Source organism: Fontibacillus forbon (assembly GCF_046559655.1).
GTDB lineage: Bacteria > Bacillota > Bacilli > Paenibacillales > Paenibacillaceae > Fontibacillus.
This window is the reverse complement of the sequence record NZ_JBKGFV010000002.1, coordinates 503,151-529,971: the sequence shown is the minus strand read 5'-3', so window position 1 is coordinate 529,971 and position 26,821 is coordinate 503,151. Positions and strand designations below refer to the sequence as shown.

The window sequence follows — 26,821 nt, the reverse complement described above, 5'->3', positions numbered from 1 at the left end:
AAACCAATAGTGATCGCAAGGAGGAGGGGAAACCATGAGTACGGACCTCGGCAGCAAGCAAAACCTGATCGATGAAATGCTGGAAGTGTATCCCGATAAGGCCAGGAAAGACCGAAGCAAGCATTATGAAATCAATGATGAGAATCTGATCAACTGCGGGAAATGTTCCATTAAATCCAATATGAAATCCCGTCCGGGGGTCATGACGGTCCGTGGCTGCGCTTATGCAGGTTCCAAAGGGGTCGTATGGGGGCCGATCAAAGATATGATTCATATCAGTCACGGACCGGTCGGTTGCGGACAATACAGCTGGGGGACCCGTCGGAATTATGCCACAGGGACGCTTGGAATCGACAATTTTACGGCGATGCAAATTACGAGCGATTTTCAGGAGAAGGACATCGTCTTCGGCGGGGATAAAAAGCTGGAGGAAATCTGCCGGGAGATTAAAGAGCTGTTCCCGCTGGCGAAAGGGATCTCCATCCAGACGGAATGCCCGGTCGGGCTGATCGGCGACGATATTGAGGCTGTAGCGAAAAAAATGTCCGCGGAAATCGGCATCCCGATCATACCCGTCCGCTGCGAAGGCTTCCGCGGGGTGAGCCAGTCGCTCGGCCATCATATCGCGAATGATGCGATCCGCGATTTCCTGATGGGCCGCCGCGAGCTTGAGGAATGCGGACCTTATGATGTCAGCATTATCGGAGATTACAATATCGGCGGGGACGCCTGGGCGTCCCGGATTTTGCTGGAAGAGATGGGGCTGCGGGTCATTGCCCAATGGTCCGGCGACGGCTCGATCAACGAGCTGGCGATCGCCCATAAATCCAAGCTGAATCTGATTCATTGCTTCCGGTCGATGAACTACATGTGCACGACGATGGAGCGGGAGTACGGGGTTCCTTGGATGGAATACAATTTCTTCGGACCGACCAAAACGATCGAGAGTTTGCGGGCGATTGCGGACCGTTTTGACGATCATATCCGTAACAATTGCGAGAAAATGATCGCAAAATACCAGATTCAGATGGATGCCATCATCGGCAAATACCGTCCGCGTCTGGAAGGCAAGAAAGTGATGCTGCTGATCGGAGGGCTTCGCCCTCGCCATACGATTGGCGCCTACGAGGATCTTGGCATGGAGATCGTGGCTGCAGGTTATGAATTCGGCCACAAGGACGATTATACGCGTACTTTTCCCGATCTGAAGGAAGGCACGATCATTTATGATGATCCTTCCGCTTATGAATTGGAGGAGCTGGCTCAGAAGCTGGACATCGATCTGATGGGGGCCGGGGTCAAAGAGAAATATGTTTATCACAAAATGGGCATTCCGTTCCGTCAGATGCATTCCTGGGATTATAGCGGACCGTATCACGGGTTTGACGGATTCAAAGTTTTTGCGAGAGACATGGATATGACCGTAAACAGTCCGGTGTGGAATCTGCTGGAAGACCCGCAAAGAAAGGCGGTGAGCGTATGAGCGTAAAACCGGAGATAGCCGATTTCAATGATTTGTTTCTGAGAGAAGAGTATCAGGAGCTGCTTGAGCGCAAAAAAGCCTTCGAGGCGCCTTGCACGGCGGCAGAGTTGGAGGAAGCTACCGCTTATTCAAAATCCGAGGCATATAAGGAGAAGAACTTCGCGAGAAACTCGCTGGTCGTGAATCCCGCCAAGGCGTGCCAACCGCTCGGTTCCGTGATGGCCGCGCTCGGGTTTGAAAAGACATTGCCTTTCCTGCACGGATCCCAAGGCTGCACGGCTTACTTCCGCAGCCATTTATCCCGGCATTTCAAAGAGCCGGTACCGGCGGTCTCCTCCTCCATGACGGAGGATGGGGCGGTATTCGGCGGCATGAGAAATTTGATCGAAGGCCTGGAAAACAGCGTGGCCTTGTATAAGCCCGAGATGGTCGCCGTTTCCACGACGTGCATGGCCGAAGTCATCGGCGACGATTTGAACGCTTTTATCGAGACGGCGCGCCAGGAAGGCGCGATCGGCAAAGACGTCCCCGTTCCTTATGCGAATACGCCAAGTTTCGTGGGCTCGCATATCACCGGTTACGATGCGATGCTCAAATCGATTCTAAGTTATTTGTATGAGCGGGGCGGAGAAGGGGCAGCGAGCTCCAAAGCCGATTTCGCCAAACTGAATCTGATCCTTGGCTTCGAGCCGTATACGGGCAACTTCGCCGAGTTAAAGCGAATCTTGAGTCTCTTTGGAAGCGGGTATACGTTCCTTGGCGATCACAGCGGCAATTTCGATTCGCCGGCGGCGGGGGAATACAGCTACTATTATGGCGGAACGAAACTGTCCGACGTGCCTAAAGCGGCAAGTGCCTTGGGTACGATATCGCTGCAAAAATATGCGGTGAAGAAAACGCTGGAATATATTCAAAGCGGTTGGAGCCAGCAAGTCATCGCCATGCCGACGCCGATCGGAATCCGCGCTACGGACCGGTTGCTGGCGGCGATCTCCGAAATCACCGGCCTCGATGTGCCGAAGGAACTGACGGAGGAGCGGGGGAAGATCGTCGATGCTTTAACGGATTCGCACAATTATCTGCACGGAAAGCGGGTGGCTATGGCCGGAGATCCCGATTTGCTGCTCGGGCTCATCGGGTTCTGCCTGGAGACGGGCATGGAACCGGTACACATCGTCTGCACCAACGGGGATAAGGAATTCCAGCAGGAAGCGGAAGGACTGCTGGCATCCAGTCCGTACGGGGAGGAGGGGCAAGTTCATATCGGCCGGGATCTATGGCATATGAGATCCCTGCTGATCAGCGATCCGGTGGATCTGGCGATCGGAAGCTCGCATCTGAAATATGCGGCCAAGGACGCAAACATCCCGCTGGTGCGTCTCGGCTTTCCGATCTTCGACCGGCATCATATGCACCGCTATCCGATTATCGGCTATGAAGGCACGCTTAACGTATTGAGTTTGATCGTAAATACGGTACTTCAGCAATTGGACGATCAAGCGCCGGAATACGGCTTTGATCTGGTGAGATAAATCCTTTAGGCAAGCTACGTCAACTTGGAAACAGGGGAGTGGGAAGGATGGAGGCGACCTCGAAAGTACCTGTGCACGATACGGATTGTTTGAACCTGGAGCCGAAATCCAAAGCTTGTCCGCGCCCGAAACCGGGAGAAGCCGCCGGGGGATGCGCGTTCGACGGAGCGCAAATTACTTTGCTCCCGATTGCCGATGCCGCGCATCTGGTCCATGGACCGGCAGCCTGCATCGGGAACAGCTGGGAGAGCCGGGGAAGCTTGTCCAGCGGACCCCGGTTGTCGGAGTACGGTTTCGGGACGGCGCTGGGGGAGCGGGACATTATATTCGGCGCGGAAAAAAAACTGAGGGATAGCATCGATTATATCGCGGAGCGGTTCGCTCCGCCCGCCATCTTCGTCTATGCGACATGCGTTACCGCCCTGATCGGCGAAGATCTCGATGCCGTTTGCGGAGAAGCGTCGGCCCGGCTCGGATTTCCGGTCATTCCCGTGACAAGTCCGGGATTTGTCGGCAGTAAAAACCTTGGCAACCGGCTTGCGGGCGAGGCGTTAATGCAGTACGTGATCGGCCGCAACGAGCCGGACGATACCGCGAGGGGATCGGACGTGAATCTGCTTGGCGAGTATAACATCGCCGGCGAGATGTGGGAGATCGAAAAATTGATGAACCGGGCCGGAATTACGGTCAGTTCCCGAATTACCGGGGACGGCCGGTTCAAGGAAATCGGCTGGGCGCACCGGGCCAAGGTCAATATGGTTGTCTGCAGCCGGGCTTTGCTCGGCCTTGCGAAACGAATGGAACAAACCTACCGGATTCCATACTTTGAAGGCTCTTTCTATGGCGCAAAGGAAACCAGTTATTCCTTGCGCCAAATGGCGTACTTGCTGAACGACCGGAATACGGAGTTCAAGGTAGACCGCCTGATCGAACGGGAGGAAGCGAGGGTAGCGGCGGCATTGAAGCCGTATCGCAAGCTTTTTAAAGGAAAGAAAGCAATTCTGTATACGGGCGGCGTAAAAAGCTGGTCCGTTATTTCCGCATTAAACGAGCTCGGCATCCGGGTCGTCGGCGTCGGAACGAATAAAAGCACGGCCGAAGACGTGAGCCGGATCGTGGATCGGATCGGAGAGGACGCCGAGTATATCCCCGAAGGCGGCGCAAAGCGGATATTGAAAGCTGTCAAGGAGCGGAAAGCGGATCTGATGATTGCTGGAGGCCGGAACATGTATGTCGCGATGAAGGAGCGGATTCCGTTCATTGATATTAACCAGGAGCGGCATACGGCTTATGCGGGCTACGATGGGCTGCTAAGGCTGGCCGAGCAAATCCACTATACCCTGCAGCATCCGGTTTGGGAACTGGCTGAACGTCCGGCACCGTGGGAGGAGGCGGGAAAAGCATATGACCGTTAAACGTATGGCCAAACCGGTCTCGGTAAACCCGTTGTCCGTCGGTCCGTCGCTGGGAGGCGTGCTGGCGGTGCAAGGCTGTTACCGGGCGATCGCTTTACTGCATGGGGCGCAAGGTTGTGCGGCTTTTTCGAAATCGCTGCTTACGCGGCATTTTCGCGATACGATTGCCGTTCAGACGTCGGCGTTGCAGGAAATGGATGTTATATTTGATGCCGACCGCAATCTGGAGGAAGCTCTGAATACCGTTATCGCCAAACACCGCCCCGATTTGATCATTGTCATCGGAACGGAGCTTACGGATGTATCCGGCACGGACTATTCGGCTTTTATCAAAAAGTATACCCGCGAACAAGCTTCCAGGGGTTGCCTGATTATTCCGGTCACACTGCCCGATTTTGGCGGTTCGCTGGAGTCGGGATACGGCGCGGTGGTGGAGGGAATGGTGGATGCGGTCATACAAAGCCAAGGCGGCCGGGCTCCCGGCAAACCGGCTGCGGGGCAGATCACCCTGCTCCCGGGATCTTGCCTGACCCCGGGCGATGTGATGGAACTGAAGGAAATCATCAGCGACTTCGGATTCGAAGTCATTACGATTCCCGATTTGTCCACCTCGCTCTCCGGACATTTGCTGACCGGATTTTCCCCGCTCAGCCGGGGCGGCACCCCGCTGGATGATTTGAAGCAAATGCTCCGCTCCAGTTATACGATTGCCATAGGGGCGAGCATGGAGCGTCCGGCAAGAAGACTGCAGAACGCGGCCCGTATTCCTTATCAAGTGTTCACCGGCATTCATGGGCTCAGTGCCACCGATAAACTGCTTGCTTTCTTGCAGCAATTAAGCGGGGTTTCGGTCCCGCTGCGGTACAGGTGGCAGCGTGAAAATCTGCTCGACAGCATGCTTGACGCTCATTTTCATTATGCGGGGTCTTCAGCTGTTGTGGCATTAGAACCGGACCACGTTCTGTCCATGGCTGGCTGGCTCAAGGAGATGGGCGTAATGATCAAAGGGCTGGTCACCCCCTGTGAGACTCCCCTGCTGAAGGAAGTGGAACAGGAAGTATGGGTCGGCGATCTGGACGATGCCGAAACCTTGGGCAAAGGGGCCGACCTGTGGATCAGCAACTGCCACGGAAGGAAAGGCGCGGCCCGGATTCACGCTTCTTTTATGGCTGCCGGGTTTCCGGTCAGCGACGAATTGGGGGCGTATATGAGCGTTAGCGTTGGATACAGGGGAGCGATGGACCTCATTAACCGGGCGGGCAATATGCTGATTCGAAGGGAGGAAACGCGGCATGAAGATCGCTTTTGCCAGTGATGACGGCTTGACGGTGAACGCCCATTTTGGCCAAAGTTTGCAGTTTGCGATCTACAAGATTAGTAAAGAAGGCGGAACCGAGCTACTGGAAATACGCCGGGTGTCGGGCGATCGCGGGGAGGATGAGCACGGGAGGATCGAAGCGCGAATCGCAGCGGTAGAAGATTGCGCGCTGGTGTTTCTGATGCAGATCGGCGCTTCGGCGGCAGCCCGAATCACCCGGAGAAAAATCATGCCCGTCAAGGTGCCGATGGGCAGCAGTATCGAGGGGCAGCTCAAGCGATTGCAGGAGATGCTGCGGGGGAAGCCGCCGTTATGGCTGGCCAAAATTTTGAGCGAAGAGGAAATCGGCGATCAAGGAGGGGAACATGATGGCGGAACAAGCCTTTAGGCTGGAGCACGCTTCGGTGGAGCCGGATTTAAATACAACGGAGGATGGACACGCAGGTTCCGGAAAATGGGATGAGGAACGGTTAGGGGAAATCTTCATGTCGAGCCTGGACCGCTGTCTTCAATTATTGGATCCATGGGGAAAGTATGAGAATTGCACCCGGGAACAAAGAATGAAGCAGTTGTATCTCTGTACGCAGGAACAGAAAAGAAAGATTGCCGCGGACTGCCGTGTGTCGCCGGTCGTGAAAACGCAGGTTCCTTTATTTTTTCAGGCCGTCGCAGCCGCCCTTGAACAGTTGAGCGGCAACGTCATCCAGAGCATGATCGAAGTGAATGATGAAGGGTTCGGCCGCGCGCTCGTGTATTCCGGACGAACGGTTTTGGTAGCGGACAGCTTTCGCGGCGGAGTTCCTTTTCCGTTCGCAGAAGCTGAGAAGGCGTTGGTATACGGAGTTTCTTGCATTCGCGAAGGATTGCAAAACCGGGAAAGATTTATGCAACTGACTCCCTTTTCCTGAACATGCATGTTCAATATGCCGGCTTTTTTGGAACAACCTCTATAAGAGGGAAGAGTGCCGAAGAGGGGGACATCGCCATGATTGGAGAGATAATAAACCGTGCCGAAAATGAGCGGTTTGCCCGGCAGCTCGGGCTGTTGGGAGAAGACGGCCAGCGTAAACTCAGGCAAGCGACGGTGATGATCGCCGGGATCGGCGGGCTCGGAGGGACGGCGGCCGTTTACTTGGCCGCCGCCGGCGTCGGGAGACTGATTTTGGCACATGAAGGCGTCATTCAGCTCCCAGATCTGAACCGGCAAATTTTAATGGATAGCTCCCGGATCGGCGAACCGCGGATGGAAACGGCGATGGAGCAGCTCCGGCGGATCAATCCGGATGTGGTGATGGAAGGTTACCCCATGAAGATCGAATACGGAGCAGCCAAACCGTGGGTGGAGGCGGCGGATATCGTGATCGATGCCCGGTATGATTTTCCGGAGCGTTACGAATTGAACCGATTGTGCGTCGACTGCGGCAAGCCGATGGTGGAGGCGGCGATGTACGGGTTTGAATTGTCGCTGACGACGATCGTGCCCGGGGAAACGCCGTGCCTGGCTTGCATTTACCCGAATGATTCCCCGGAATGGGAACCATTCGGTTTTCCCGTATTGGGGGCCACTTCCGGAATCGCCGGCTGCCTGGCCGCCATGGAAGCGATAAAATGGATTACCGGCATCGATAAGCCGAGCCTCGGTGTGATGCATCGGATGAATACGCTGAACATGCAGAGCTTTCGATTCAATTTGAAACGAAGACCCGGTTGCGCTTGCTGCGGAAAGGAGAGGGAGACGTGAAAAAGCTGTCGATTTGCGATACGACGCTGCGCGATGGCGAACAATCCGCCGGCGTGTCATTTACGCTTCAGGAAAAATTGAGCATCCTCTCGCAATTGGCGAAATGCGGCGTGAATCAGGCCGAGGTGGGTATCCCCGCCATGGGGATAGAGGAGCAGCGGCATATTTCGGCCATGGCTGAGTCCGGGCACCCTATCGAATTGATGACCTGGAACCGTGCCCTGCCCGGCGACATCGATAAGGCGCGGGAAACCGGGGTCGCCTGGTGCCATATTTCCATCCCGGTGTCCGCCATCCTGCTTCAGTTCAAGCTGGGATGGTCTAAGGAGCAGGCCTTGCTTCGGGTACTGCAAGCCGTTGAATACGGCATGAACCGGAATATGACGATGTCGGTCGGGATGGAGGATGCTTCCCGGGGAGATCCCGTTTTTATGGTAGGGCTGATAAACCGGATCTACAGGGAATTCGGAGTTGTCCGGTTCCGGTATGCGGACACGGTCTCTTTGCATCATCCGGCAAGCATGAGCGACGGGATATCTTCGCTGATAGGAGAAATTCCGCAAGATATCGAGCTGGAAGTTCACTGCCATAATGATTTCGGCCTGGCTACGGCGAATACCTTATGCGGCATAAGCGCGGGGGCCGCGTGGGCTAGCACGACGGTGACGGGACTGGGCGAGCGCGCCGGAAACGCTCCGCTGGAGGAAGTCGCGATGGCGTGGCGCCATCTCTACGGCGGAGAGTGCGACGTGAAGCCTGAAGGCCTTCAAGCACTGGGTGACACCGTGGCTCAGGCTGCCGGCCGCCGGCTGCCGGAGGCCAAGCCGATTCTGGGATCGATGGTCTATTCCCATGAATCAGGCATCCATGTCGACGGGTTGGCCAAGTGCAGGGAAAGCTATCAAAGCTTTGATCCGCTTGAACTGGGACGGGAGCACCGGATTGTACTTGGAACCCACTCGGGGAGAAGCGCGATCCGGCATGTGCTGGCCAGGGAAGGGATCGTCGTCGATGTCCTTACCTCCGAAAAGCTGCTGCGCCGGGTACACCGTCTTGCCCGGGAACAAAAACGGAATGTGGAGCCGGAGGAACTGCTGGAATGGCGGGAACTTGGGCTGAACGAGGAAATGAGGCAAGCGTGATTGAGGGGCATAGGGGCATATCTCCGGAGAGCGGGTCGGCGCTGTTAAGGCAGCGTCCGGCACAACATAGTCGGACACAGAACAACCCCCTGTTCAGGGCAGTTAAGGCATGCCGGAACAGAGGGTTATATCTTTTTGCAACAGTAGGACTACTTCTTTTGATTGATGCTTCCCTTTACATTACTGACTTTGACATCGGCAGGGTTGGATCGTTTGACGGTTACATCGCCATCTACACCGTCTATATCGAGTTTGCCGTCACTCACGTCAATGATCGCCGAACCGCCGATCTGTTCCGCGAGGATTGTCCCGTTCACGTTATCGATATACAGATCGGCCGCTGCATTGAGTATATTTATGTTCCCGTCGCGATTGTTGATACGAACGTCGCCGCCAATATTTTTAATATCGATATTTCCGTTTACATTTTCGAGATTCACGGCCGATAAAAGATCGGAAATAACGATCGCCCCATCCTGATGCGAGCGGACTTGAACCGATAGCGCCTCGGGGATGACCACCTTTAAATTCACCGAGCCTTTTCCGCTGACTAAGAATTGTCCTTTATGGAATGCCTTCAAATGTGCCTCACCATCGCGCTCTTCCAGTTGCCACTGAAGTTTGTCCGGATCAATATTCCCGGAATGGCTGATCTCGGCGGAAACCTGAATGGTTTCACTACTTTTATCTCCCCTGATTTCGATGCTGCCATTGCGATGGTCGACGACCAGCGATTTCAGAGTGGCCGCGTTCAAACTCAGCTCTTTGCTCTCGGTCTCGGCTTCGGTCGAGGATTGACATGCAGAGAGCAGAAAGACGGTGAATATCATAACAAACAAATATTTAGTATATTTCATAATTACCTCCGGATGGATCGATTATTTTTGACCAAGCTATACCTAAACCACATCACGCTTGACAAAAGCAGGGTAAGAGATCAGATGCATGACCAAGAGATGGAGCAAAATAAACACGGCCGAAAAGCCTAACGTGATTCCCGGTACGGAAGGATCGTCAAGAAAATATTGCGTGAGATTCGTATGCGAAAATACGAAGTATTTCGTCCAACCCCAGCCGTTCATAGCGGTGGCTATGACAAACCCCGCTACGGTTACGAGCAAAGATATTACGATGGAGAAGGTTGAGCTTTTGAAGGCTGCGGATATCATAAAGGCTAAAGTCACGGTCAGCAGTAAAAACGGGATATGCAGCAAATAAGATTGAAATAAGGCCTGAATAATGGTCGTTTGTTCAACGGAGCCGTTTTGCACAAAGAAGTACGAACTGCCCAAGCCTTGAAAACCGAGCACAACGCCTCCGAAAATAACGGAGATGATCGCCCCGATCAACAACAGAGCCAGTCCAAAAAGGATGGAGGCGATATATTTGGAAATGTAAATTTTGGTTCTGCTCGCCGACCGGGTCAGCAGTAACTTGATAGTTCCGCTGATGAACTCGGCGGACACGATCTCCCCGGCAATGATCACGGCAATGAAAGAGATCGCGACGATCAGATTCCCTGCCTGGTCTACAGCAAAGCTCCAAGTGTTTGTTGAAGGAGGCAAATTCGTATCCAGATGATATTGGTTCAGGAGGATGCGTTTCTCTGCCTGTTTGATTTCAATGGGGAGTGCGTCGGGTTTGGATACATCAAGTTTAAGAAAAGCGATTTCCTGTTCCAATTGACCGCGCCAGTCTTCCTCCACAATCGCAGTTCCTGAAGACTTCAGATTAATGATTTGAAGGATGACGAACAGCATGACGATGCCTATTAGTATCCATGTACGGGTTCGTTTGTATATCTTCATATTTTCATTACGAATTAGATGAATCATTTTTGTTACCCCCCTCTGTCATCTCCAAAAAAGTATCCTCTAAAGTTGGCTTGAGCGTATTGACGCCATAGACCTGGATACCTGCCTCCATCAGTTTTTGAGTGAATTCCGGTATCTTGGATTTTTCTATTCGCAGAATGACGTGATTGTTGTCTCTCCCGATTTCTTGACCCACCGTTAAAGTTTGAAGAATTTGGACAGCCAGTTCAGGCCGGTCAACTTCAAATTGCACTTGAAGATCGCTTGCTTGCTTCTTCCCCGACAAATCTCGGATGCCGATCAATTTACCCTGTTGCAGAACGGCTACCCGGTCGCACATCAGCTCCATTTCCGACATGAGATGACTGGATATCATTATGCCTACTTCCTCATGACGGGCCAAGTGAATCAAATGCGCTCTCAGTTCGCGAATCCCTGCCGGATCAAGACCGTTCGTAGGTTCATCCAGCAGGAGCAGGGAAGGGCCGTGTACGAGGGCAACAGCCAAGCCCAAGCGCTGACGCATGCCCAGCGAGTAAGTACTTACCTTCTCATGAATACTGTGCTCCAGACTGACCAAAGCGATGATGTCTTTGAGTCGCTGATCCGAGACCCCTTTACTCATTCTTGAAAAATGGATCAGGTTGTCGTATCCCGATAAATACTTGTATAAATCGGGGTTCTCGACAATGACGCCGATGTTGCTCATCGCTTTTTCATAATCCTTTTGCGGATCGACTCCATTAATGACGATTGTTCCAGCCGTCTTGCTCATCAGTCCGACGATCATGCGGATGGTTGTTGTTTTTCCGGCCCCGTTCGGACCCAGCAAGCCGAGAATTTCCCCTTTGTTCAGATTCAGACTGACATCGTCAACAATGGTTTTTTTACCGATTTTTTTGGTAAGATGATCGATTTGTAATACTGGCACTCTGACACACTCCCTTTGTTTTCCAGAATGTAATCGGCTATAATTGATTGTTAATCGCGCATTACATGGGTACATCCTACTGATCGGACTGTCATATTGACCAGTTACAAACTGTCACTACTTGCTATGACATCACCCTGCGGAGTTCCGGGACCGTGAAGATAGGTTTATTCGACCATGACAGGGGAATAGATATATGTTTGGAATTTTTCAATTGAATAAAAAATGGTCCTGGCAAGATTGGACTATGCTGTGCATTCACGGATTGTGGGTTACTGCGGTTTTATTATTTATGTATCAAGATCAGCCTGACTTTCCGCTTGGTTTCATATTGCCCGTACTATTGGTATGCCATTTGCTGCCTTTTGCCTTGGTGCATTTCCGGTACCCGTTTTATTTGGCGGCCGAACTTGCAGTAGCCGGGGGAATATCAGTTGCATTAGCCTATCAGTTTGGTTTGCTTCGCTTATTCCTTCCTGTTCTGCTTTTGCTGGGTTTTTACAGCCGGGGAAAAGCACATGCAGCAGCCATACCGCTTGCTGTGGGCGTTTTTGTGATGAGTGCCATGGCTCCCGGCAGCCCGCTCCCGCTAGAGCGACCTTTCTGGGGACAAAGCGTCGCGGACGCGCTCGTGCTTTATGGAGTCGGTTATGCCCTGCAAAAAGGAGCAGCCGCCATAAACCGCATCAGCAACAAACTTCTTATTGTGAAAGAACAATACGCGATTTTGGAGCAGTATTCATCCCAGATCGAGAGGATGACGCTGCTGGAAGAACGTTTTCGTTTGGCCAGGGAATTACATGACACGATTGGGCATAGTTATACTTCAATGATTCTGGGCATGGAGACGTTGCATTCCCATATTTCATCCCGGGAGGGGGAAGAGAAGCTTGCCGGGTTGTTAAGCTTGGCCAGAAGCGGATTGGACGATATTCGTCGTCAAGTGCACCGGATGGATCCGCTGGAGGAGTCGTTGCCGCTGGATCAGGCCTTGATGCATATGCTTGAGGAATTCAAGGCAAGTACGGGGGTTCAGGTTTTTTTTCGGACGATGGGAACCCCTTATCCCGTGATGAAGCAGGCGAAGCTTGTCCTATATCGTTGCCTCCAGGAATCCATGACCAATGCCAGTCGTCATGGTCAAGCGAGCCGGATTGAGGTAACGCTTCAATACGATGCTTCGTATTTAATGTTGCAGATTCAGGATAACGGAGAAGGATCTTCGCAGATTCAATTCGGCTTTGGCCTCACTGCGATGAGTGATCGTCTGTCCGCGTTACAAGGAAATCTTTATGTTCATTCACACAAGGAACAGGGCACGCTCGTAACCTGCACGATTCCAAATCGGAGTAACGAGGGGACCGAGCAAATCAAGGTTCTAATCGTAGATGATCAGCTGCTGGTTCGGGAAAGCCTGAGATTGCTGCTTGGCGAAGAAAAGGATATGCAGGTGACCGTTGCCGGAGACGGGAAGCAGGCGGTGGAATCCTGCGAGCGGGCGTTGCCGGATCTCATTCTAATGGATATACATATGCCTGAAATGGACGGCCTCCAGGCGACGAAGAAAGTGAAGGAAGCCTGGCCGGACGTTCGGGTAATTATGATGACTACGCTGGATGAAGTCGATTATGCCGCAGAGTCGCTGCGCCTGGGGGCGGAAGGCTACCTGTTGAAGTCGATTCATCCGAAGGAACTTGCGGCTACGATAAGACTTGTTTACAGCGGGGGGACGATGATTTCGCCGCATGTCGCACAGCAGCTTTTTCAACAAACCGAGGAAAGTGCGATTAATCCATACGATTTAACCGAGAGAGAACTGGACATTCTTCAGTGCTTGACGGAGGGACAAAGAAACAAAGCAATTTCCGAAAAACTGCATTTATCCGAGGGCACCATCCGTAATTATATTTCATCGATTTATTTGAAACTGCAAGTGAGCGATCGGGACGCGGCCATAGCAAAGGCCAAAAATGAAAAGCTGTGTGTAAATTCAAGCAACCGGTAACCCGGGATCCTTCATCTCCGAAGTCGAACGAGGAAACAGAACAAAGCTCTTAAGATGCGAACTTTCGCTTCTTAAGAGCTTTTTGATGCAGATAGTGAAGATGCAAAGACAATCGCCTCGTCTTGCGCTATATAATTTATTTCAATAAATTGCGTATCGTTTCCACGACCAGCCCCGGCTGATCGTGAATCACCATGTGGCCGCTCTTCTCGGCAACGATAAGCCGGCTGTCCGTGGAAATCTCCAGCATCTTTCGCTGGCCGGCCTGCCAGATGGACTCCAGTTCCCGGCCGCCCTCCTCGGAAATGCCGGCTTGGGCGTAATCCTGCGCCAACCCTCGGGCGATGACCCGCACAGGCAAAGCCCCCAATTGTTGCCCTCTAATGGCATCTTCCGTCGTGCCCGCCAGATTTCCTTCTTCTTCTTTCGCCTCGAAAAAGCTGTCCTTGGCAATCACATTGACAAACCGCTCCCGGTCTTCTTTGGCTACTTGCCCTTTCAACAGTTCGTCCTTAAAAAGACGCAGCAGCCCCGAATGCTTGATCAGCTTAAGGGTTGAGGCCGAGGGGTTGCCCGCGAACTTCTCCCGCGTCAAAATTTTCGCGGTGTTCCGTTCATCGTCCTCGGGCCGCGCATCAATAAGAACCAGCCCGGCAACTTCGTCCCGGTAGGTTTCGGCAAAGAGCCGGGCATACATGCCTCCCAGAGAGTGGCCGACCAAAAGGTAGGGACCTTGAATTCCTTCCTTCTCCAGCGCGGTATGAAGCTCACGAACGATATTCTCGCCGGTCCGTTCCGTATTTGCCGCTTCGCTCCACGCATATCCGGCGCGGTCGTAACTCACGACCGTAGCGAATTCGGCCAGTTCGTCAGGAATCTGACGCCAGGACAGGCTGGTTTCGCCGCTCCCCGCTTCAAGCAGGATAGTGGGGGAGCCGGTACCGGCTTTGACAAGATGAAGATTGTAGCCACCTGCATCCGCCAATTTGCCCGGAGGGGGATAATCCCGGAGAGCTTGTTTCGAGGCGATGGCTTCATAGGCGAATCCGGACCCGATCGCCAGGAGGAGCAGGGTGGCCATCAACCCCAGCCCCCATTTCAACTTTCTCCAACGTGATGGTTTTTCGTGTTTTTCTTTCGGCGTGTTCATCAGTCTGGTTCCTCTCCAAATTTCTATTTATTATTTTAGTACAATGTACTATAAAAATTATTTTAGCACGTTGTATTAAAAAATAAAAGCAAGTATAATAAAGCCATGCCAAAAATCGTTGATCATGACAAACAAAGACGTATCGTTGCCGAAGCGGCTTTAAGAGTAATCCGGCATTCGGGGCTGGAGCAGGCGACCGTCCGCAGGATTGCGGAGGAAGCGGGCCTGTCCGTCGGCTCAATGCGCCATTATTTCTCTACGCAGGAGGAATTGTTCTCGTTTTGCATGAATCTGTTTGTGGAACGGGTTGAGGAGAGATTGGGGAATTTTCAATGCAAAGGGCCTCTTTTGCATGATTTGAAGGAATTGCTGCTGCAGTTTTTGCCTGTGGATCAAGAGAGAACACTGGAAATGGAGGTTTGGTTTTCCTTTAGCGCAAAGACCCTGGTTTATCCGGAATTAAGGAAGCTCAGCGCCAGCGTGCAAGACGGATTGTATAAAGCGTCGCGGTTCGTGCTGGACGAGCTTGCCGCGAACAAGCTGGCCAAGCCCGGTCTGGACGTGGAACTGGAGACGGAGAAGCTGTATGCGCTTATCGACGGATTGGCCGTACACGGGATATTGCAGCGCGACCGGCTGGCCCCGGAAAGGATTGAAGCCATCGTGGAGCAGTATCTGCGGACATTATGTGCGGATATCTAATCCGGTTTCATGCAGCAGGATGTCCCATAGGTTAAAAAAAGGTTGACTCTTTTTGCTTGGCGTGATATTTTATATCTTGTCGCTTCGGAAAAACTTTCCGCAAGAAGACGTCAAGCGGTCGTGGCGGAATTGGCAGACGCGCACGGTTCAGGTCCGTGTGGGCTAACCCCCCGTGGAGGTTCGAGTCCTCTCGACCGCATCTGTTTTACAACCAAAAAAGCTCCCGAATTTGTCCTTGTGACGATTCGGGAGCTTTTTGCATATTTGGAATCTGCAAGGTAAGCAAACATTAGGTGATAAAAGTCAAAGTGTCATCCGTAAAATTTTTTGTATACTTCAAAATGTGAGGTGAAGAAATCGTGATAGACAAAAAAATCATAGTTCAATTTACGGTTCTTACATTTAGCATAGCCTATCTTGTGTCAGGTGCTTTGATTGCTCTTGGGCCATTAGGATATTCGGTTCACAATTCGGTTCATTCGTTACAGCAATTTGGGATGAACACTCCTTTTGCAATCTATATTTTGTCGCCCGCTATTGCTTCATATATCGTTCTGAAGAAACATAACAAAATAGCAGATTTTAAGGAATGGTTGAAAACTGTTTTTTACGCCAAAAACAACATATCTCTTTATTTGTTCGTTGTTGCAGGGCTTTCACTGTATTTTTTGATACATATGGCAGTTTCAGGCCGCACGGAAATGGTTCTTCCATTTTATGCATTCTTCCTTGCCCTGCCCGGTAATCTTATTATCGGTGGCTTGGAGGAAGCCGGTTGGATGTACATATTGCAGCCTGAGCTTGACAAAAAATATGGTTTTGTTTTATCTTCCGTTATTGTTGGAATCGTTTGGATTTTATGGCATATCCCTCTCTTCTTCATTCCGGGGACGAATCACGGAGAGGGACTCATTAACTTTTGGATGTTTGCAGTTCAACTCATGGCATTTCGGTTTTTCAACGGGGCAATCTACAAAATATCGGGAAAAGGCTGTGTGTTCATGTGTGTACTATTCCACACCGTGTACAATGCGGCAACCCCTATCTTTGGAACCATAACTATGACTTGGGCGGGAACCATTGCCGCAAATGCTGTGATAATTCTTGTTTCGATTGTAACCGTTGTGATATACGACAAAAAGAGCAGGCGAATGGTATAAGCATTTTCTTCATGATGCCTTAGTCCACAATGTGAAAGTACAACAAAACCGGCCGCATTTTACGGCATTGCCGGGAGCCCTTGCTACGCTTGGATCAGGTCCGTATGGGCTAACCCTCCGTGGAGGTTCGAGTCCTCTCGACCGCATTGGATTTACAAACGAAAAAGCTCCTATATTTGTCCATCTGACAATACGGGAGCTTTTTTTGTTGTTGAAGTTCATTTTAAAGCAGTCCCAAGGAATAAAGCGTCCGCTCTCGGTGTCCAGGTTCCTTTACGCGCATAATCGGCACGAAGACAGTCATAATAAAAAGGTCGAATCTGGATAATTTGGATGGAAAGGCAAGGTGATACGCTGGTGGCGGAGTCGCTTTTTTATTTTCTGCTTTATTCGCTGTTCGGCTGGATTCTGGAAAATGTATATAGTTTTGCGACGACGGGAGTGTTTTGGAAAGAAGGGTTCATGAAAGGGCCATACAAACCGATGTACGGCTTTGCGCCATTGCTGCTCCTGCTTTTGTTGGGCGAGTCCCGAAATCCGCTTCTAATTGTATTGTTATGTCTGGCGGTTCCGACGGCGGTGGAATATGTCAGCGGGTATTTGCTACAGACGCTGTTCGGACGGCAGTGGTGGGATTATTCCAATAACCGCGGGCAGCTTCACGGCCATATTTGCCTCCGATTTTCGCTCTATTGGGGCATCCTTTCCATAGCGTTTCTCCGCTACATACATCCGCTTATGGAACGGGTTTATGCAGGGTTGGAGCCGTCTTGGAACATTGCAGGCCCTGCTTTGCTATTGCTGTTTCTTGCCGATTTGGCCTGGACTTACAAGACCCGGCGCAGAGATTGGAAGCAAAGTCCGATTTGACGAAGATTGCGAATTTAAATGGAGAGAGGCGAATGAAATGCGGCGCAATAAAATGAAAGCGATATGGCTAGCCTGTCTGCTGCTTGGTTTATTGTTGTTGAATCCTGTCGCCGGGTTGGCGAAGGCGGAAGCGGTGCCTGCGCTGACGCCGAATCCGCAAGAGGATCAAGCTCCGGACAAGCAGGAGGCGGAGGCGCAGCAACGGCTCGCGATCATTATCGACGATTTGGGCAACTCGATGGGCGGGACGGCGGAGATTCTGCAGATGCCGGTTAAATTAACGGTTGCGGTGATGCCTTTCTTGCCGACTACTAAGGAAGACGCAAGAAAGGCGCATGAGCAAGGGCACGACGTGCTGCTCCATCTTCCGATGGAGCCGAAGCAGGGCAAGCCCGAATGGTTGGGCCCCGGCGCGATTCTGTCCCGGATGAGCGATGAAGAAGTGCGAACGGCGGTCGAGAAGGCTATTGATGATGTGCCCTATGCCAAGGGGATCAACAATCATATGGGCTCCAAGATAACCGGGAACGAGCGGATTATGGCCGTGATCCTGGACGTTTGCCGCGAGCGGGGACTGTTTTTCGTCGACAGCAAAACAAACTACCGGTCCGTTACTGCACAAATCAGTGAAAAGAAAGGGATGCCGAATCTGTACAACGATATCTTTTTGGATGATATCCACAGTTCGCGCCATATTGCCGGACAACTTCGCAAGGTGCAGGAACTGCTCGATAAGAAAGGCCAATGCGTTGCGATCGGCCATGTCGGAATCAACGGGAAATTAACCGCAGCGACGCTGAAACAGTCGCTCCATGAGTTCCAGGCCAAAGGAGTCCAGTTCATCGGTATCTCGGAATTGGCATACGAAGGCCCCGGCGTTGGACCGGGGCGGGGGGTTACATTACCGTGAAATATTCGGCGATACCCGCATAAATCGCTTCCGCGATTTTCTGTTGGCCGCGCGTGCTGATCAGCATGGCGCGGTCTTCGCTGTTACTGATGAATCCGGTTTCCACGATAACCGCAGGCGAGTCGATATGTTTTAACAAATAAAAAGGCTTACCCAGTTCAGGCAGCGTAGTCCGCGGCAAATCATACAAATCGTCGAGGGCGTGCTGAATGGAGCCCGCCAGTGCCGCGCTGCGTCCTTCTTCCTGATGAAGGACGAGCGGGCCTCTTTTGGCCTTGTTCCGACCCCAGTTGACGTGCACGCTGACAACGATGGAGGCGGGCACCTGCTCGCTCAGTTCTTTGCGCTGGGCTAAATCCCGCATATGCCGGGAACGGCTGCTCAGCCAGCGATTGTCGTCGCTTAGCGCATAATCCCCGGTACGGTTTAGGATCGTTCTGTAACCGTGGCTTCTCAGGATCATATATAATCTGCGGCCTACCGCCAGATTGATGTCCTTTTCCAGAAGATCGCCGTAAGAAGTTCCGCCGTCTATGCCTCCATGACCCACGTCGATCAAAATGACCGGTTCCGGAAAGGCGTGACGAAGGTCATTATCTCTTCCATCGGCCGATGCGGCAACGGGGGCGATCCATATATGGAAAGCAGTGAGCGCGGAAAGTAACAGTATGAGGTATGTCTTGATTGTCATGGTCTCACCCTTTTGTGGCTTCATAAGCTGCCGTTTGTCGTTGATCCTTTGTCCATAGGTTGAGCCGTTATTTCACAAAACATGCATTCCATGATGATTGTTTATGATGACACGAAAAGGTGCACACTACGGAATAAAAGCATGCTTGAGAAGGAGGTGGCGGCAGCATGGCAAAGGGCGACGAACTGGTTAAATACATCACGGAACGTGTCGTCGATTATGTGGAGACGCCGAGGGATGTAAGGAAGGAGCGTTCGCGGGGGAGAGAGCCTTGGGTGAACCGCTGGTTCGGCATGATTCCGTTCTCGATCTCCCTGTGGATGAAGCAGCTCCCGCGAAGAAGCAAGCGGGACAAAGGGGCTTCACGGTTTATATCAAAAGGCAGCCGGTAAAAATTTTCTCCGGCTGCCTTTTTACTATTGTATTTCCTTAATCTTTGTATGCGACAAATTTGCCGCTGTCCAGCAGTGCATCAAGGGAAATCCATCGCTCTGCGGAATCCGTGCCCGTAAGAACATAAACGGCGGTATTTCCTCCCGAGGATTCCGGGTCCGACTTCCAGGTTTGATAACCGTATACAGGTAAAGGAATGGAATAAGTGCGTTCGGGGCCGTTAGCAACAAAAACAAGGCGGCGGCTGGTTTCAAGCGCTTTAAGTATAGGATTGATGCGGTCGGTGGCAGTCCGGACAGCATCTCCCGTCATCCACAGAATATTGTCGTAAGGGTCAAAAAGGTCGGCCAACCTGACGGTTTCTTCCGGATTCAGTGCATGTTGGCCGCTTTCCACTGCGGAAGCGGGCGGCCTATATTTCGTCGCCTGTCTGTTCCAGCTGTCCGCGTTCTCGGGGAGTACCTCGCCGGTAACGGCGTCCAGAAAGTGAACGGCGCCGGGTTTGGAGGTGGTTCGAATCATCCACTCCGCCAGGACAGGCCCGGCGTAAACCGGGGTGATGCCGGGCCTGGATTGGCTCAGCGAAGAAAGTCCAAGTTCGGCAAGACCGGATTCCAGAGCGGGCTGTGCATACAGGGAATTCTCTCCTAAGCCGTATTCGACAAGCTTATATGATCCTTCAGGCGTAGCGGAGATGATTAAATATCCTAATGGTCCGGGGTTACCGGACGTTTCCGACTTCAAGGTGACAAGCCAACTGTGCGTTCCGGGTCCAAGCGGTTCGATAATCGGATTCGCTTGAGTCCAGCCGGTAAACGGCTCGTTCTTGGCCAGCTCTTGTATCGCATCGGCAGCAAATTGTCGCAGCTTCTCAGATGCGGGGGGTAGGGCATGATCCTCAGCAGTCGCGGCGGATGCAAAGCCGGAATGAAGCTGATAGCCCTGAGCCTGCAAGGCACCAAGCCAAATAAGGCTGGCGCATAACAGGATTTGGGCAGATCTTCTTGTAACGGTTCCGATCTTCATTATCAATCACCTGCACTTCATTAGGTTTTGGAGAACATGTCGCGTTCCTTGATGACTGTACAGGGGTGCTTGTCCATTGTAGCTAAGCGGTGTTGAAAAGGATGCTGCAATCTGTCGCGCGGCGAGGTCTGTGATTCCTTCTATTTTTGCTCTTTTTTAGCGAGAACGGTCAATGTCTGTTCATCGCGGCGAACGCAGGTGAAAGATGCCGCTACCCAGAGCGGATACGACAATTCTCGGCTCGTATTGCCAGCGGATTTCTCCCCGTCTGGATTCGTACTGCTCCATGACGGCCTGCTTGCGTTCTTCATCGGGGTCTTCGAGAAGATCTTTATAGTAGGAATCGATCAATGCGAGTTCCTCGTTTAGCCGCTCTCTGGCTTGGTCTGCCCAGGCAGGGTCGCAGGCTTGCAGCTTCTCGCCGATCCGCGACTCTACGGATTGACGTCCCTGGTCAAGCGTTAGGCGGGTCGGCGTAATGTGCATGTTTTCCGGCATGCGCGGAATGAGTGTCTTGCCGTTAAGACTCTCGCCGAAATGTTCGTCGATTTGGCCGGTTAGCAGGGAGACGCCGAAGAAGTGGAGTTCCTCCCGTTTCATGTCGCAACTGAATTCGATCTTGAAGCGCACGCCGAGCCAAGGCTCGTAAGCCGCGGGAATCAGAGTGGAGCGTTGCCGGGGGCCCGGATCCTCAAACAGGTAAACCGTGCGTCCGCCCTGTCTGGCAGCGGCAAAAACCTGTTTGAGGCGGGGGCTGCCAAAATGCAACTCTTCGCGCTGAATCCGCCCCGGTCCGAGGATCGGCAGCGGCCTCACGGCACCGAAATGCCGTCCAAGAATGGCATCTTCCTGCGGCGGGGCCTCGGCTTTGGGAGATGCCGCATCCTGCAATTTCTGATGACGTTCGGCATCGAAAATGAAAGAGAAGGTCATTGTCTCCGGTTCGGCGCCTGTCCGTTCGATGAAGCCCCAGTAATATGGCCGGTTCGTCAGATCGCGGTCCGCGCGGGGCGACAGCTTGACCGTGACGTGATAGGGCGATTTTTCGAGAAATTGGCACTCCGTCGTTTCCAGATAGGTCATGACATATTCTCGGATCTGCTTCTGAGTCATAGTCATGCTTCGTCCACCTCCAACAGATGCTGCAGCCCGACAGTTTCTTCACAGCCAGGCCCTTGAGAATCAATTTCTTCTCGGATCGAATGGAGCGAGCGGCCAAGGGAATCGACCCTGGTGGCGATTTCCTCTTCGCTGCCGGATTCGAGCAGGATTTTGTAAATGCTTTTTTCCAAGGAGTCGTTTTTCTCGAATCGTTCCAAGATCACATCCAACTGCCCGATGACCATCTCGAACATGTTGATTTTTTCGTGCAAAAGATTCAAGATATGTTCTTCGATCGTTCCTTTAGTGGACAGGTTGTAAATCTGGACGTCGTTTTGCTGGCCCAACCGGTGAACTCGGCCGATCCGCTGTTCCACCCGCATCGGATTCCAAGGAAGGTCAAAGTTGATCATCTGATGGCAAAATTGCAGGTTGATGCCTTCTCCCCCGGCTTCGGTAGCGATCATGACCTGGGCCCGGCCTCGGAACAGATCCATCATCCAGTCTTTTTTGCCCCGGTTCATGCCTCCGCGGTAAGGCACGGCCGTCATGTTCCGATCCCGGAAATATTTCAGCAGATACTCCTGGGTGGCTCGATATTCGGTAAACACGATGACCTTGTCGTCCATGCCGCGGATGAGCTCCATCGTTTTCTCGGCCTTGCTGTTCGCCTGGATCGTCTTAATGATGCCGACCAGCTCCCAGATTTTATCGCGCAGCGGGGAATCGGGCGCCAGTTTCTTGGACAAGTTGACCAGGGTGACGAACACCGCATCGCGGCTGCTGCATACTTCCCGCTGCAGGGTTACGAGCGAAAGCATGCTGTTGAGATCACCGCCGGCTGCATTATATTGGTCTTTGACAAAGGAAGTGACCCCGTCGTATAATTTCTTTTCTTCGGGCGATAGCTCGACATTGATGTTCTTGACGTTACGTTTGGTGAATTCCAGTTCGCCGTCGCCGCGCCGGTTGCGGATCATGATTTTGGCTAGTTCAGTCTTGAGCTGGCCTTCATTTTTCGGAACTCTTTTATCGAACACAAAATTGGAGGCAAAGTCGTTTTGTCCGCCCAATTGACCCGGCTTAAGCAGCGTTATCAGGTTAAACAGTTCGCTCAGGTCGTTTTGCACCGGGGTTGCGGTGAGGAGCAGGCAGTATTTTTTCCGCAGCTTCAGCATGAACTGGTAGTTGGTCGTTTTCTTGTTCTTCAGCTTGTGCGCTTCATCCACGATAACCATATCGTATTCATTGCTCAGCAAAATATCTCTATGCGGATCGCGCTTGGCGGTATCCATTGAGGCGACGACCACGTCGTTCTGCCAGGAGTGTTCTTTTTTTTGCGCAATGGCCGGGATGGCGAACTTCTGGTTCAGCTCACGGACCCATTGCAGGACCAGGGAAGCGGGAACCAGAATCAGCACTTTACGGACAAGCCCGCGGATGATGTATTCTTTCAGGATCAGTCCGGCTTCGATCGTTTTGCCCAGCCCGACTTCATCGGCCAGAATGGCCCGCCCGCGCATCTCGAACAGCACCTTCCGGGCCGTCTCCGTCTGGTGTGGCAGCGGGGTGACCTGCTCTTGCGGCAGGTGCTTCAGACATTGCATTTCTTCAAAGCTCGTAACGAGCGAAGCCGCTTCGGCCTGACCGGCGAGGTTGAACAGTTTCCAATCGTCCCATGGGCCGCCCTTGTTCAATCGGCCTTCCAGGTCTTCGTACCAGCTACGGTCAAATTGGACCGAAACGGCGGGGAGCTTGGCGGAATTACCGGCGGAGCCTGGGGGATGCGGATTCAAGATGTAAAACCTCCCTTATGCGTGACAGCCTGGCGGCCATCAGCCTCTTCTTGCTGCATGGATGTTCTCTTGCAGAGTTAGGTGTAGTATGGACGAAAAAGAGTAACTTCATAACTTGGCAGGAGAGGTTTGCGGGGGTATGGAGGGTGGACGAAGGGACGATGGGACGATGGACAGTCCCGATTCTGTTCGCCTTGTTATAAAATGCAGTCGTGGCCGCAGGGGACGGGATTTGGAATTTTTTTCACGGTAATTTCATAGGCGGCTGTCGAAAAAAAGAGCAATTTGGAGCAATTCGATGATCGGTTGGGCTTGACCCATTTTTATGGCTAAAATTTCATCCTTCGTTGCTGTGACAACGAGATATTGTATAGTATAATGGTATTCGCACACAATATGTTGTGATTTTTACATATTATATACCGTTTCTAATGTGTGCGCTCCGGTTATAGGTTGGTAGGGAAAAGCCCACGAAGCGGCGTCATTATGGCCGTTTTGGAAGGTTGCCCGTCAACCGGTGGCCGATATTTTTTTTGTGGTTTTGCCTGGAAATGGCGAACACTAAGAGTTGGATGCATGTAGCAGTGATCACGAAATAAGTACCTTTGGGGTCGCTATTTTGGTGATCGGGCGGGTTTTCGGGAAAATAGCGGATTTTTACGATCTTATTTCGAAGTTAATCGCCTTTGGGAAGTGGTTATTGGTAAAAGCGGCTGGAATAGCGCCTCAAATTGCCGTTATTTTAACGCTTGGTTGTGAATCTGCGTTACACCGCCATGAAAGCAACCTTATCTGCCGAATGATGCTTGTCATTTGCCGGCTCAAGTTTATGAGGGAAACATGAATAAATTCAAGCGGATGCTTTCGAAGCGAGTTTTGTCTCGAAGCTTGTTCCGGAAGCATACGCTCAACAAAACTTTTTAGGAGGGTGTTTTCTTTGAAAACCGTGCAGAAACAGACCCTGGAAGGGCTAAGCGAGAAAATCTTTTTGGACCGGTACGCGTGGAAGGATGCCGACCCGAGTCATGCCAAAGTCGGCGACGTGGTCCTTGTCCTGACGAAAGATGATCCGAAATTCCCGACCAAGGAAGTCGGCGAAATCGTTGCCCGTGAAGGCCGGACCGTTACGGTCAAGACGCGGAAGGGTGAACTGGTGGAGTCCGATGTGGAGAAGCTGACGCTGAATATCGAGAAAACCCCGGAAGAAATGTGGGACCGCCTCGCCGGCGCAATGGCGTCGGTGGAAGAAACTCCCGAGCTTCAAGCGGAGTGGGCGGAGAAATTCCGTTATATTCTGGATGACTGGAAGCTGGTGCCGGGCGGCCGGATCGCTGCCGGAGCCGGTGCGAGCGACGAACTGACTCTTTTCAACTGTTACGTAATTCCTTCGCCAAAAGACAGCCGCGGCGGCATTATGGAAACTCTGTCGGAAATGACGGAAATCATGGCCCGCGGCGGCGGGGTCGGCATTAACCTCAGCTCGCTGCGTCCGCGCCGTGCCGTGGTTAAAGGGGTAAACGGCTCGTCGAGCGGCGCCGTATCCTGGGGCGGTCTGTTCAGTTACACGACCGGTTTGATCGAACAAGGCGGCAGCCGTCGCGGCGCGCTGATGCTGATGATCAACGACTGGCATCCGGATCTGCTTGATTTTATTACCGTGAAGCAGACAATGGGACAAGTAACCAATGCCAACCTGTCGGTTTGCGTCAGCAACGCTTTCATGAAAGCCGTTAAGGAAGACCTTGATTGGGATCTGGTATTCCCGGACACGACGGAAGAGAATTACAACGAGATTTGGGACGGCGACCTGGACAAATGGAAAGCGGAAGGACGTAAAGTAGTCCATTTCCGCACGGTTAAAGCCCGCGATGTGTGGCATACGATTATGGAATCCGCCTGGAAATCGGCCGAGCCGGGCGTCGTATTCATGGAATACTACAATCAAATGTCCAACAGCTGGTATTTTAACCCGATCATTTGTACGAATCCGTGCGGTGAGCAAGGTCTGCCGGGCTGGGGCGTCTGCAACCTGTCGGCGATGAACCTGTCGAAGTTCTATGATGAAGACAACCATGACGTCGCTTGGGAAGAACTGGCCACCACGACCCGTTATTCGGTGCGGTTCCTGGACAACGTCATCAACAAGACGCCATATCATTTTGAAGAAAACGAGAAAAACCAGAAAAACGAGCGCCGCGTAGGTCTCGGCACGATGGGCCTGGCCGAATTGATGATCAAATTGAACATCCGTTACGGTAGCCCGGAATCGCTCGTATTCCTTGATAAATTGTACGGCTTCATCGCGAAGGAAGCTTATCTCGCTTCCGCGGACATCGCGGCCGAGAAGGGTTCGTTCCCGGCATTCGATGCGGATAAATATCTGCAAAGCGGATTTATGAAGGTAATGACGGAGGTGTATCCTGAAGTAGAGGAAGCCGTCCGTGAAAAAGGAGTCCGCAATGTAACCATCATTACTCAGGCGCCGACCGGCAGCACAGGGACGATGGTTGGCACATCGACAGGCATTGAGCCTTATTTCGCCTTCAAATATTACCGTCAAAGCCGCCTCGGCTTCGACGAGCAATTCGTTCCGATCGCGCAGGATTGGATGGATGCTCATCCGGGCGAGAAGCTGCCTGATTACTTTATCACGGCGATGGATTTGTCAGCCGAGGATCATATCCGGGTACAAGCCGCGATCCAGCGCTGGGTCGACAGCTCAATTTCGAAAACGGCCAACTGCCCTTCGGATTTCACGATTGAAGATACGAAACGCTTGTATGAGCTGGCGTTCGATCTCGGTTGCAAAGGGGTAACGATTTACCGCGACGGCAGCCGCGACGTGCAAGTGCTTCAAACGGAGAAGAAAGAAGACAAGGCTGAAGCTAAAGAGGCTGCACCGGAGATTGAGGAAGCAGCTTCGGAAGCGGAACTGGAAACGCTGAACGGACTGAACCAAAGCCTCGCGGTTTCCGAAGAGACCGTTGAAACAGAGAGCAATCCGGTCGTTGACAAGCAATACAAAAAGCGCCCGCAAGTGCTTCACGGGGCAACTTATAAAATCAATACGCCATTCGGCATGGCCTATATCACTATCAATGATCTGAACGGCATTCCGAGCGAGATCTTCCTGAATGTGGGCAAAGCCGGCTCCGACGTATTCGCGATGGCGGAAGCTTTGGGCCGCGTCTGCTCCTTGTTCCTCCGTTACGGGGATCACGGGCAAAAGGTCGAGCTGCTCATCAAGCATCTCAAAGGCATCGGAGGCTCCGGAGCGATCGGCTTCGGTCCGAACCGTGTGGAATCCATTGCCGACGCGGTGGCCAAAGCACTGGAAACCCATGTACAAAACGGTCCTTACGATGATCATGATCCCGCACCGGTAGCTGCTACCCTGGCGCATCATGAAGATCACCATGGTTCCGCGTCCGCCGTGGATTCGCATTCCCATGGCGGCGCCGTGGCCACGTCCCGAGACCTGTGCCCGTCCTGCGGATCCGCCTCGCTGATCAACATCGAGGGCTGCAAAACCTGCAGCAACTGCGGGTACAGCAAGTGCTCGTAAGCGTAAGACATATAATGAAGATATAGACAGAGACAGATAAAGATAAGGAAAGATAATGAAAAAGGTTAGTACAAGA

23 protein-coding genes and 1 tRNA gene are annotated in these 26,821 nt (G+C 52.3%); 16 read left to right on the top strand and 8 right to left on the bottom strand.

The window, feature by feature from the left end; translation table 11 throughout:
* The first annotated feature begins 34 nt into the window (after positions 1–34).
* From nifD to ACLB09_RS09295, 8 genes are all read left to right on the top strand, one after another.
* Entirely contained in the window at positions 35–1,483 is a 1,449-nt protein-coding gene (nifD, locus tag ACLB09_RS09330) for a nitrogenase molybdenum-iron protein alpha chain (RefSeq protein ID WP_410769544.1), read from the top strand.
* Complete coding sequence (gene nifK / locus ACLB09_RS09325; RefSeq protein WP_410769543.1) at positions 1,480–3,015, top strand: nitrogenase molybdenum-iron protein subunit beta; 1,536 nt, start codon at positions 1,480–1,482, stop codon at positions 3,013–3,015. The genes nifD and nifK overlap by 4 nt, the downstream gene beginning before the upstream one ends.
* Positions 3,016–3,062: 47 nt before the next feature.
* On the top strand, positions 3,063–4,430 hold the full coding sequence (nifE, locus tag ACLB09_RS09320; RefSeq protein WP_410769542.1) for a nitrogenase iron-molybdenum cofactor biosynthesis protein NifE: 1,368 nt from the start codon (positions 3,063–3,065) through the stop codon (positions 4,428–4,430).
* The gene (gene nifN / locus ACLB09_RS09315; RefSeq protein ID WP_410769541.1) at positions 4,420–5,745 is read left to right on the top strand and encodes a nitrogenase iron-molybdenum cofactor biosynthesis protein NifN; all 1,326 of its coding nucleotides are present in this window, start codon (positions 4,420–4,422) and stop codon (positions 5,743–5,745) included. Before nifE ends, nifN begins: the two co-directional genes overlap by 11 nt.
* Positions 5,723–6,136: a nitrogen fixation protein NifX gene (gene nifX, locus ACLB09_RS09310; RefSeq protein ID WP_410769540.1), complete on the top strand. Its 414-nt coding sequence runs from the start codon at positions 5,723–5,725 to the stop codon at positions 6,134–6,136. The genes nifN and nifX overlap by 23 nt, the downstream gene beginning before the upstream one ends.
* Positions 6,114–6,656, top strand: coding sequence for a DUF269 domain-containing protein (locus ACLB09_RS09305; protein ID WP_410769539.1), 543 nt, complete (start codon positions 6,114–6,116; stop codon positions 6,654–6,656). Before nifX ends, ACLB09_RS09305 begins: the two co-directional genes overlap by 23 nt.
* Positions 6,657–6,733: 77 nt before the next feature.
* Entirely contained in the window at positions 6,734–7,489 is a 756-nt protein-coding gene (locus tag ACLB09_RS09300) for a HesA/MoeB/ThiF family protein (RefSeq protein WP_410769538.1), read from the top strand.
* A complete protein-coding gene (locus tag ACLB09_RS09295; RefSeq protein WP_410769537.1) occupies positions 7,486–8,631 on the top strand; it encodes a homocitrate synthase/isopropylmalate synthase family protein in 1,146 nt (381 codons plus the stop codon). Before ACLB09_RS09300 ends, ACLB09_RS09295 begins: the two co-directional genes overlap by 4 nt.
* Before the next feature lie 149 nt (positions 8,632–8,780).
* On the opposite strand, the gene ACLB09_RS09290 is transcribed toward ACLB09_RS09295, so the two are convergent.
* From ACLB09_RS09290 to ACLB09_RS09280, 3 genes are read right to left on the bottom strand one after another with little or no spacing between them, the layout of a single operon-like run.
* Positions 8,781–9,488, bottom strand: a complete 708-nt coding sequence (locus tag ACLB09_RS09290) for a DUF4097 family beta strand repeat-containing protein (protein ID WP_410769535.1) — start codon at positions 9,486–9,488, stop codon at positions 8,781–8,783.
* Between the two features lie 42 nt (positions 9,489–9,530).
* Positions 9,531–10,466, bottom strand: coding sequence for an ABC transporter permease (locus tag ACLB09_RS09285; protein WP_410769534.1), 936 nt, complete (start codon positions 10,464–10,466; stop codon positions 9,531–9,533).
* Positions 10,447–11,376 (bottom strand): ABC transporter ATP-binding protein, encoded by a 930-nt coding sequence (locus tag ACLB09_RS09280; protein WP_410769532.1) that lies wholly within the window; start codon positions 11,374–11,376, stop codon positions 10,447–10,449. The genes ACLB09_RS09285 and ACLB09_RS09280 overlap by 20 nt, the downstream gene beginning before the upstream one ends.
* Before the next feature lie 196 nt (positions 11,377–11,572).
* On the opposite strand from ACLB09_RS09280, the gene ACLB09_RS09275 reads away from it, so the two are divergent.
* Complete coding sequence (locus ACLB09_RS09275) at positions 11,573–13,381, top strand: response regulator (protein WP_410769531.1); 1,809 nt, start codon at positions 11,573–11,575, stop codon at positions 13,379–13,381.
* A gap of 136 nt (positions 13,382–13,517) precedes the next feature.
* On the opposite strand, the gene ACLB09_RS09270 is transcribed toward ACLB09_RS09275, so the two are convergent.
* Complete coding sequence (locus ACLB09_RS09270) at positions 13,518–14,531, bottom strand: alpha/beta fold hydrolase (protein WP_410769530.1); 1,014 nt, start codon at positions 14,529–14,531, stop codon at positions 13,518–13,520.
* A 105-nt stretch (positions 14,532–14,636) separates the two neighbouring features.
* Between ACLB09_RS09270 and ACLB09_RS09265 the strand changes: the two genes are divergently transcribed.
* The 5 genes from ACLB09_RS09265 (at position 14,637) to ACLB09_RS09245 (ending at position 18,173) form a co-directional block, all read left to right on the top strand.
* Positions 14,637–15,233: a TetR/AcrR family transcriptional regulator gene (locus ACLB09_RS09265; protein WP_410769529.1), complete on the top strand. Its 597-nt coding sequence runs from the start codon at positions 14,637–14,639 to the stop codon at positions 15,231–15,233.
* A 114-nt stretch (positions 15,234–15,347) separates the two neighbouring features.
* Positions 15,348–15,432 (top strand) — tRNA-Leu (locus ACLB09_RS09260).
* Positions 15,433–15,592: 160 nt separating this feature from the next.
* Positions 15,593–16,393: a CPBP family intramembrane glutamic endopeptidase gene (locus tag ACLB09_RS09255; RefSeq protein WP_410769528.1), complete on the top strand. Its 801-nt coding sequence runs from the start codon at positions 15,593–15,595 to the stop codon at positions 16,391–16,393.
* Positions 16,394–16,726: 333 nt separating this feature from the next.
* Entirely contained in the window at positions 16,727–17,263 is a 537-nt protein-coding gene (locus ACLB09_RS09250) for a putative ABC transporter permease (protein WP_410769527.1), read from the top strand.
* 37 nt (positions 17,264–17,300) lie between these two features.
* The gene (locus ACLB09_RS09245) at positions 17,301–18,173 is read left to right on the top strand and encodes a divergent polysaccharide deacetylase family protein (RefSeq protein ID WP_410769526.1); all 873 of its coding nucleotides are present in this window, start codon (positions 17,301–17,303) and stop codon (positions 18,171–18,173) included.
* On the opposite strand, the gene ACLB09_RS09240 is transcribed toward ACLB09_RS09245, so the two are convergent.
* On the bottom strand, positions 18,160–18,864 hold the full coding sequence (locus ACLB09_RS09240; protein WP_410769524.1) for an N-acetylmuramoyl-L-alanine amidase family protein: 705 nt from the start codon (positions 18,862–18,864) through the stop codon (positions 18,160–18,162). The genes ACLB09_RS09245 and ACLB09_RS09240 overlap by 14 nt on opposite strands.
* Before the next feature lie 167 nt (positions 18,865–19,031).
* Between ACLB09_RS09240 and ACLB09_RS09235 the strand changes: the two genes are divergently transcribed.
* Positions 19,032–19,256 (top strand): YqzE family protein, encoded by a 225-nt coding sequence (locus ACLB09_RS09235; RefSeq protein WP_410769522.1) that lies wholly within the window; start codon positions 19,032–19,034, stop codon positions 19,254–19,256.
* A gap of 37 nt (positions 19,257–19,293) precedes the next feature.
* Here the strand turns inward: ACLB09_RS09235 and ACLB09_RS09230 are convergent, their stop codons facing one another.
* From ACLB09_RS09230 to ACLB09_RS09220, 3 genes are all read right to left on the bottom strand, one after another.
* Positions 19,294–20,283: a hypothetical protein gene (locus tag ACLB09_RS09230; protein WP_410769521.1), complete on the bottom strand. Its 990-nt coding sequence runs from the start codon at positions 20,281–20,283 to the stop codon at positions 19,294–19,296.
* Between the two features lie 180 nt (positions 20,284–20,463).
* Positions 20,464–21,402, bottom strand: coding sequence for a YqhG family protein (locus ACLB09_RS09225; RefSeq protein ID WP_410769520.1), 939 nt, complete (start codon positions 21,400–21,402; stop codon positions 20,464–20,466).
* Positions 21,399–23,180, bottom strand: a complete 1,782-nt coding sequence (locus ACLB09_RS09220; protein WP_410769519.1) for a DEAD/DEAH box helicase — start codon at positions 23,178–23,180, stop codon at positions 21,399–21,401. Before ACLB09_RS09220 ends, ACLB09_RS09225 begins: the two co-directional genes overlap by 4 nt.
* Before the next feature lie 937 nt (positions 23,181–24,117).
* Here ACLB09_RS09220 and ACLB09_RS09215 point away from each other — a divergent pair.
* Positions 24,118–26,745 carry an adenosylcobalamin-dependent ribonucleoside-diphosphate reductase gene (locus ACLB09_RS09215; RefSeq protein ID WP_410769518.1) on the top strand — a complete coding sequence of 876 codons (2,628 nt, stop codon included), beginning with the start codon at positions 24,118–24,120 and terminating at the stop codon, positions 26,743–26,745.
* Positions 26,746–26,821 lie beyond the last annotated feature (76 nt).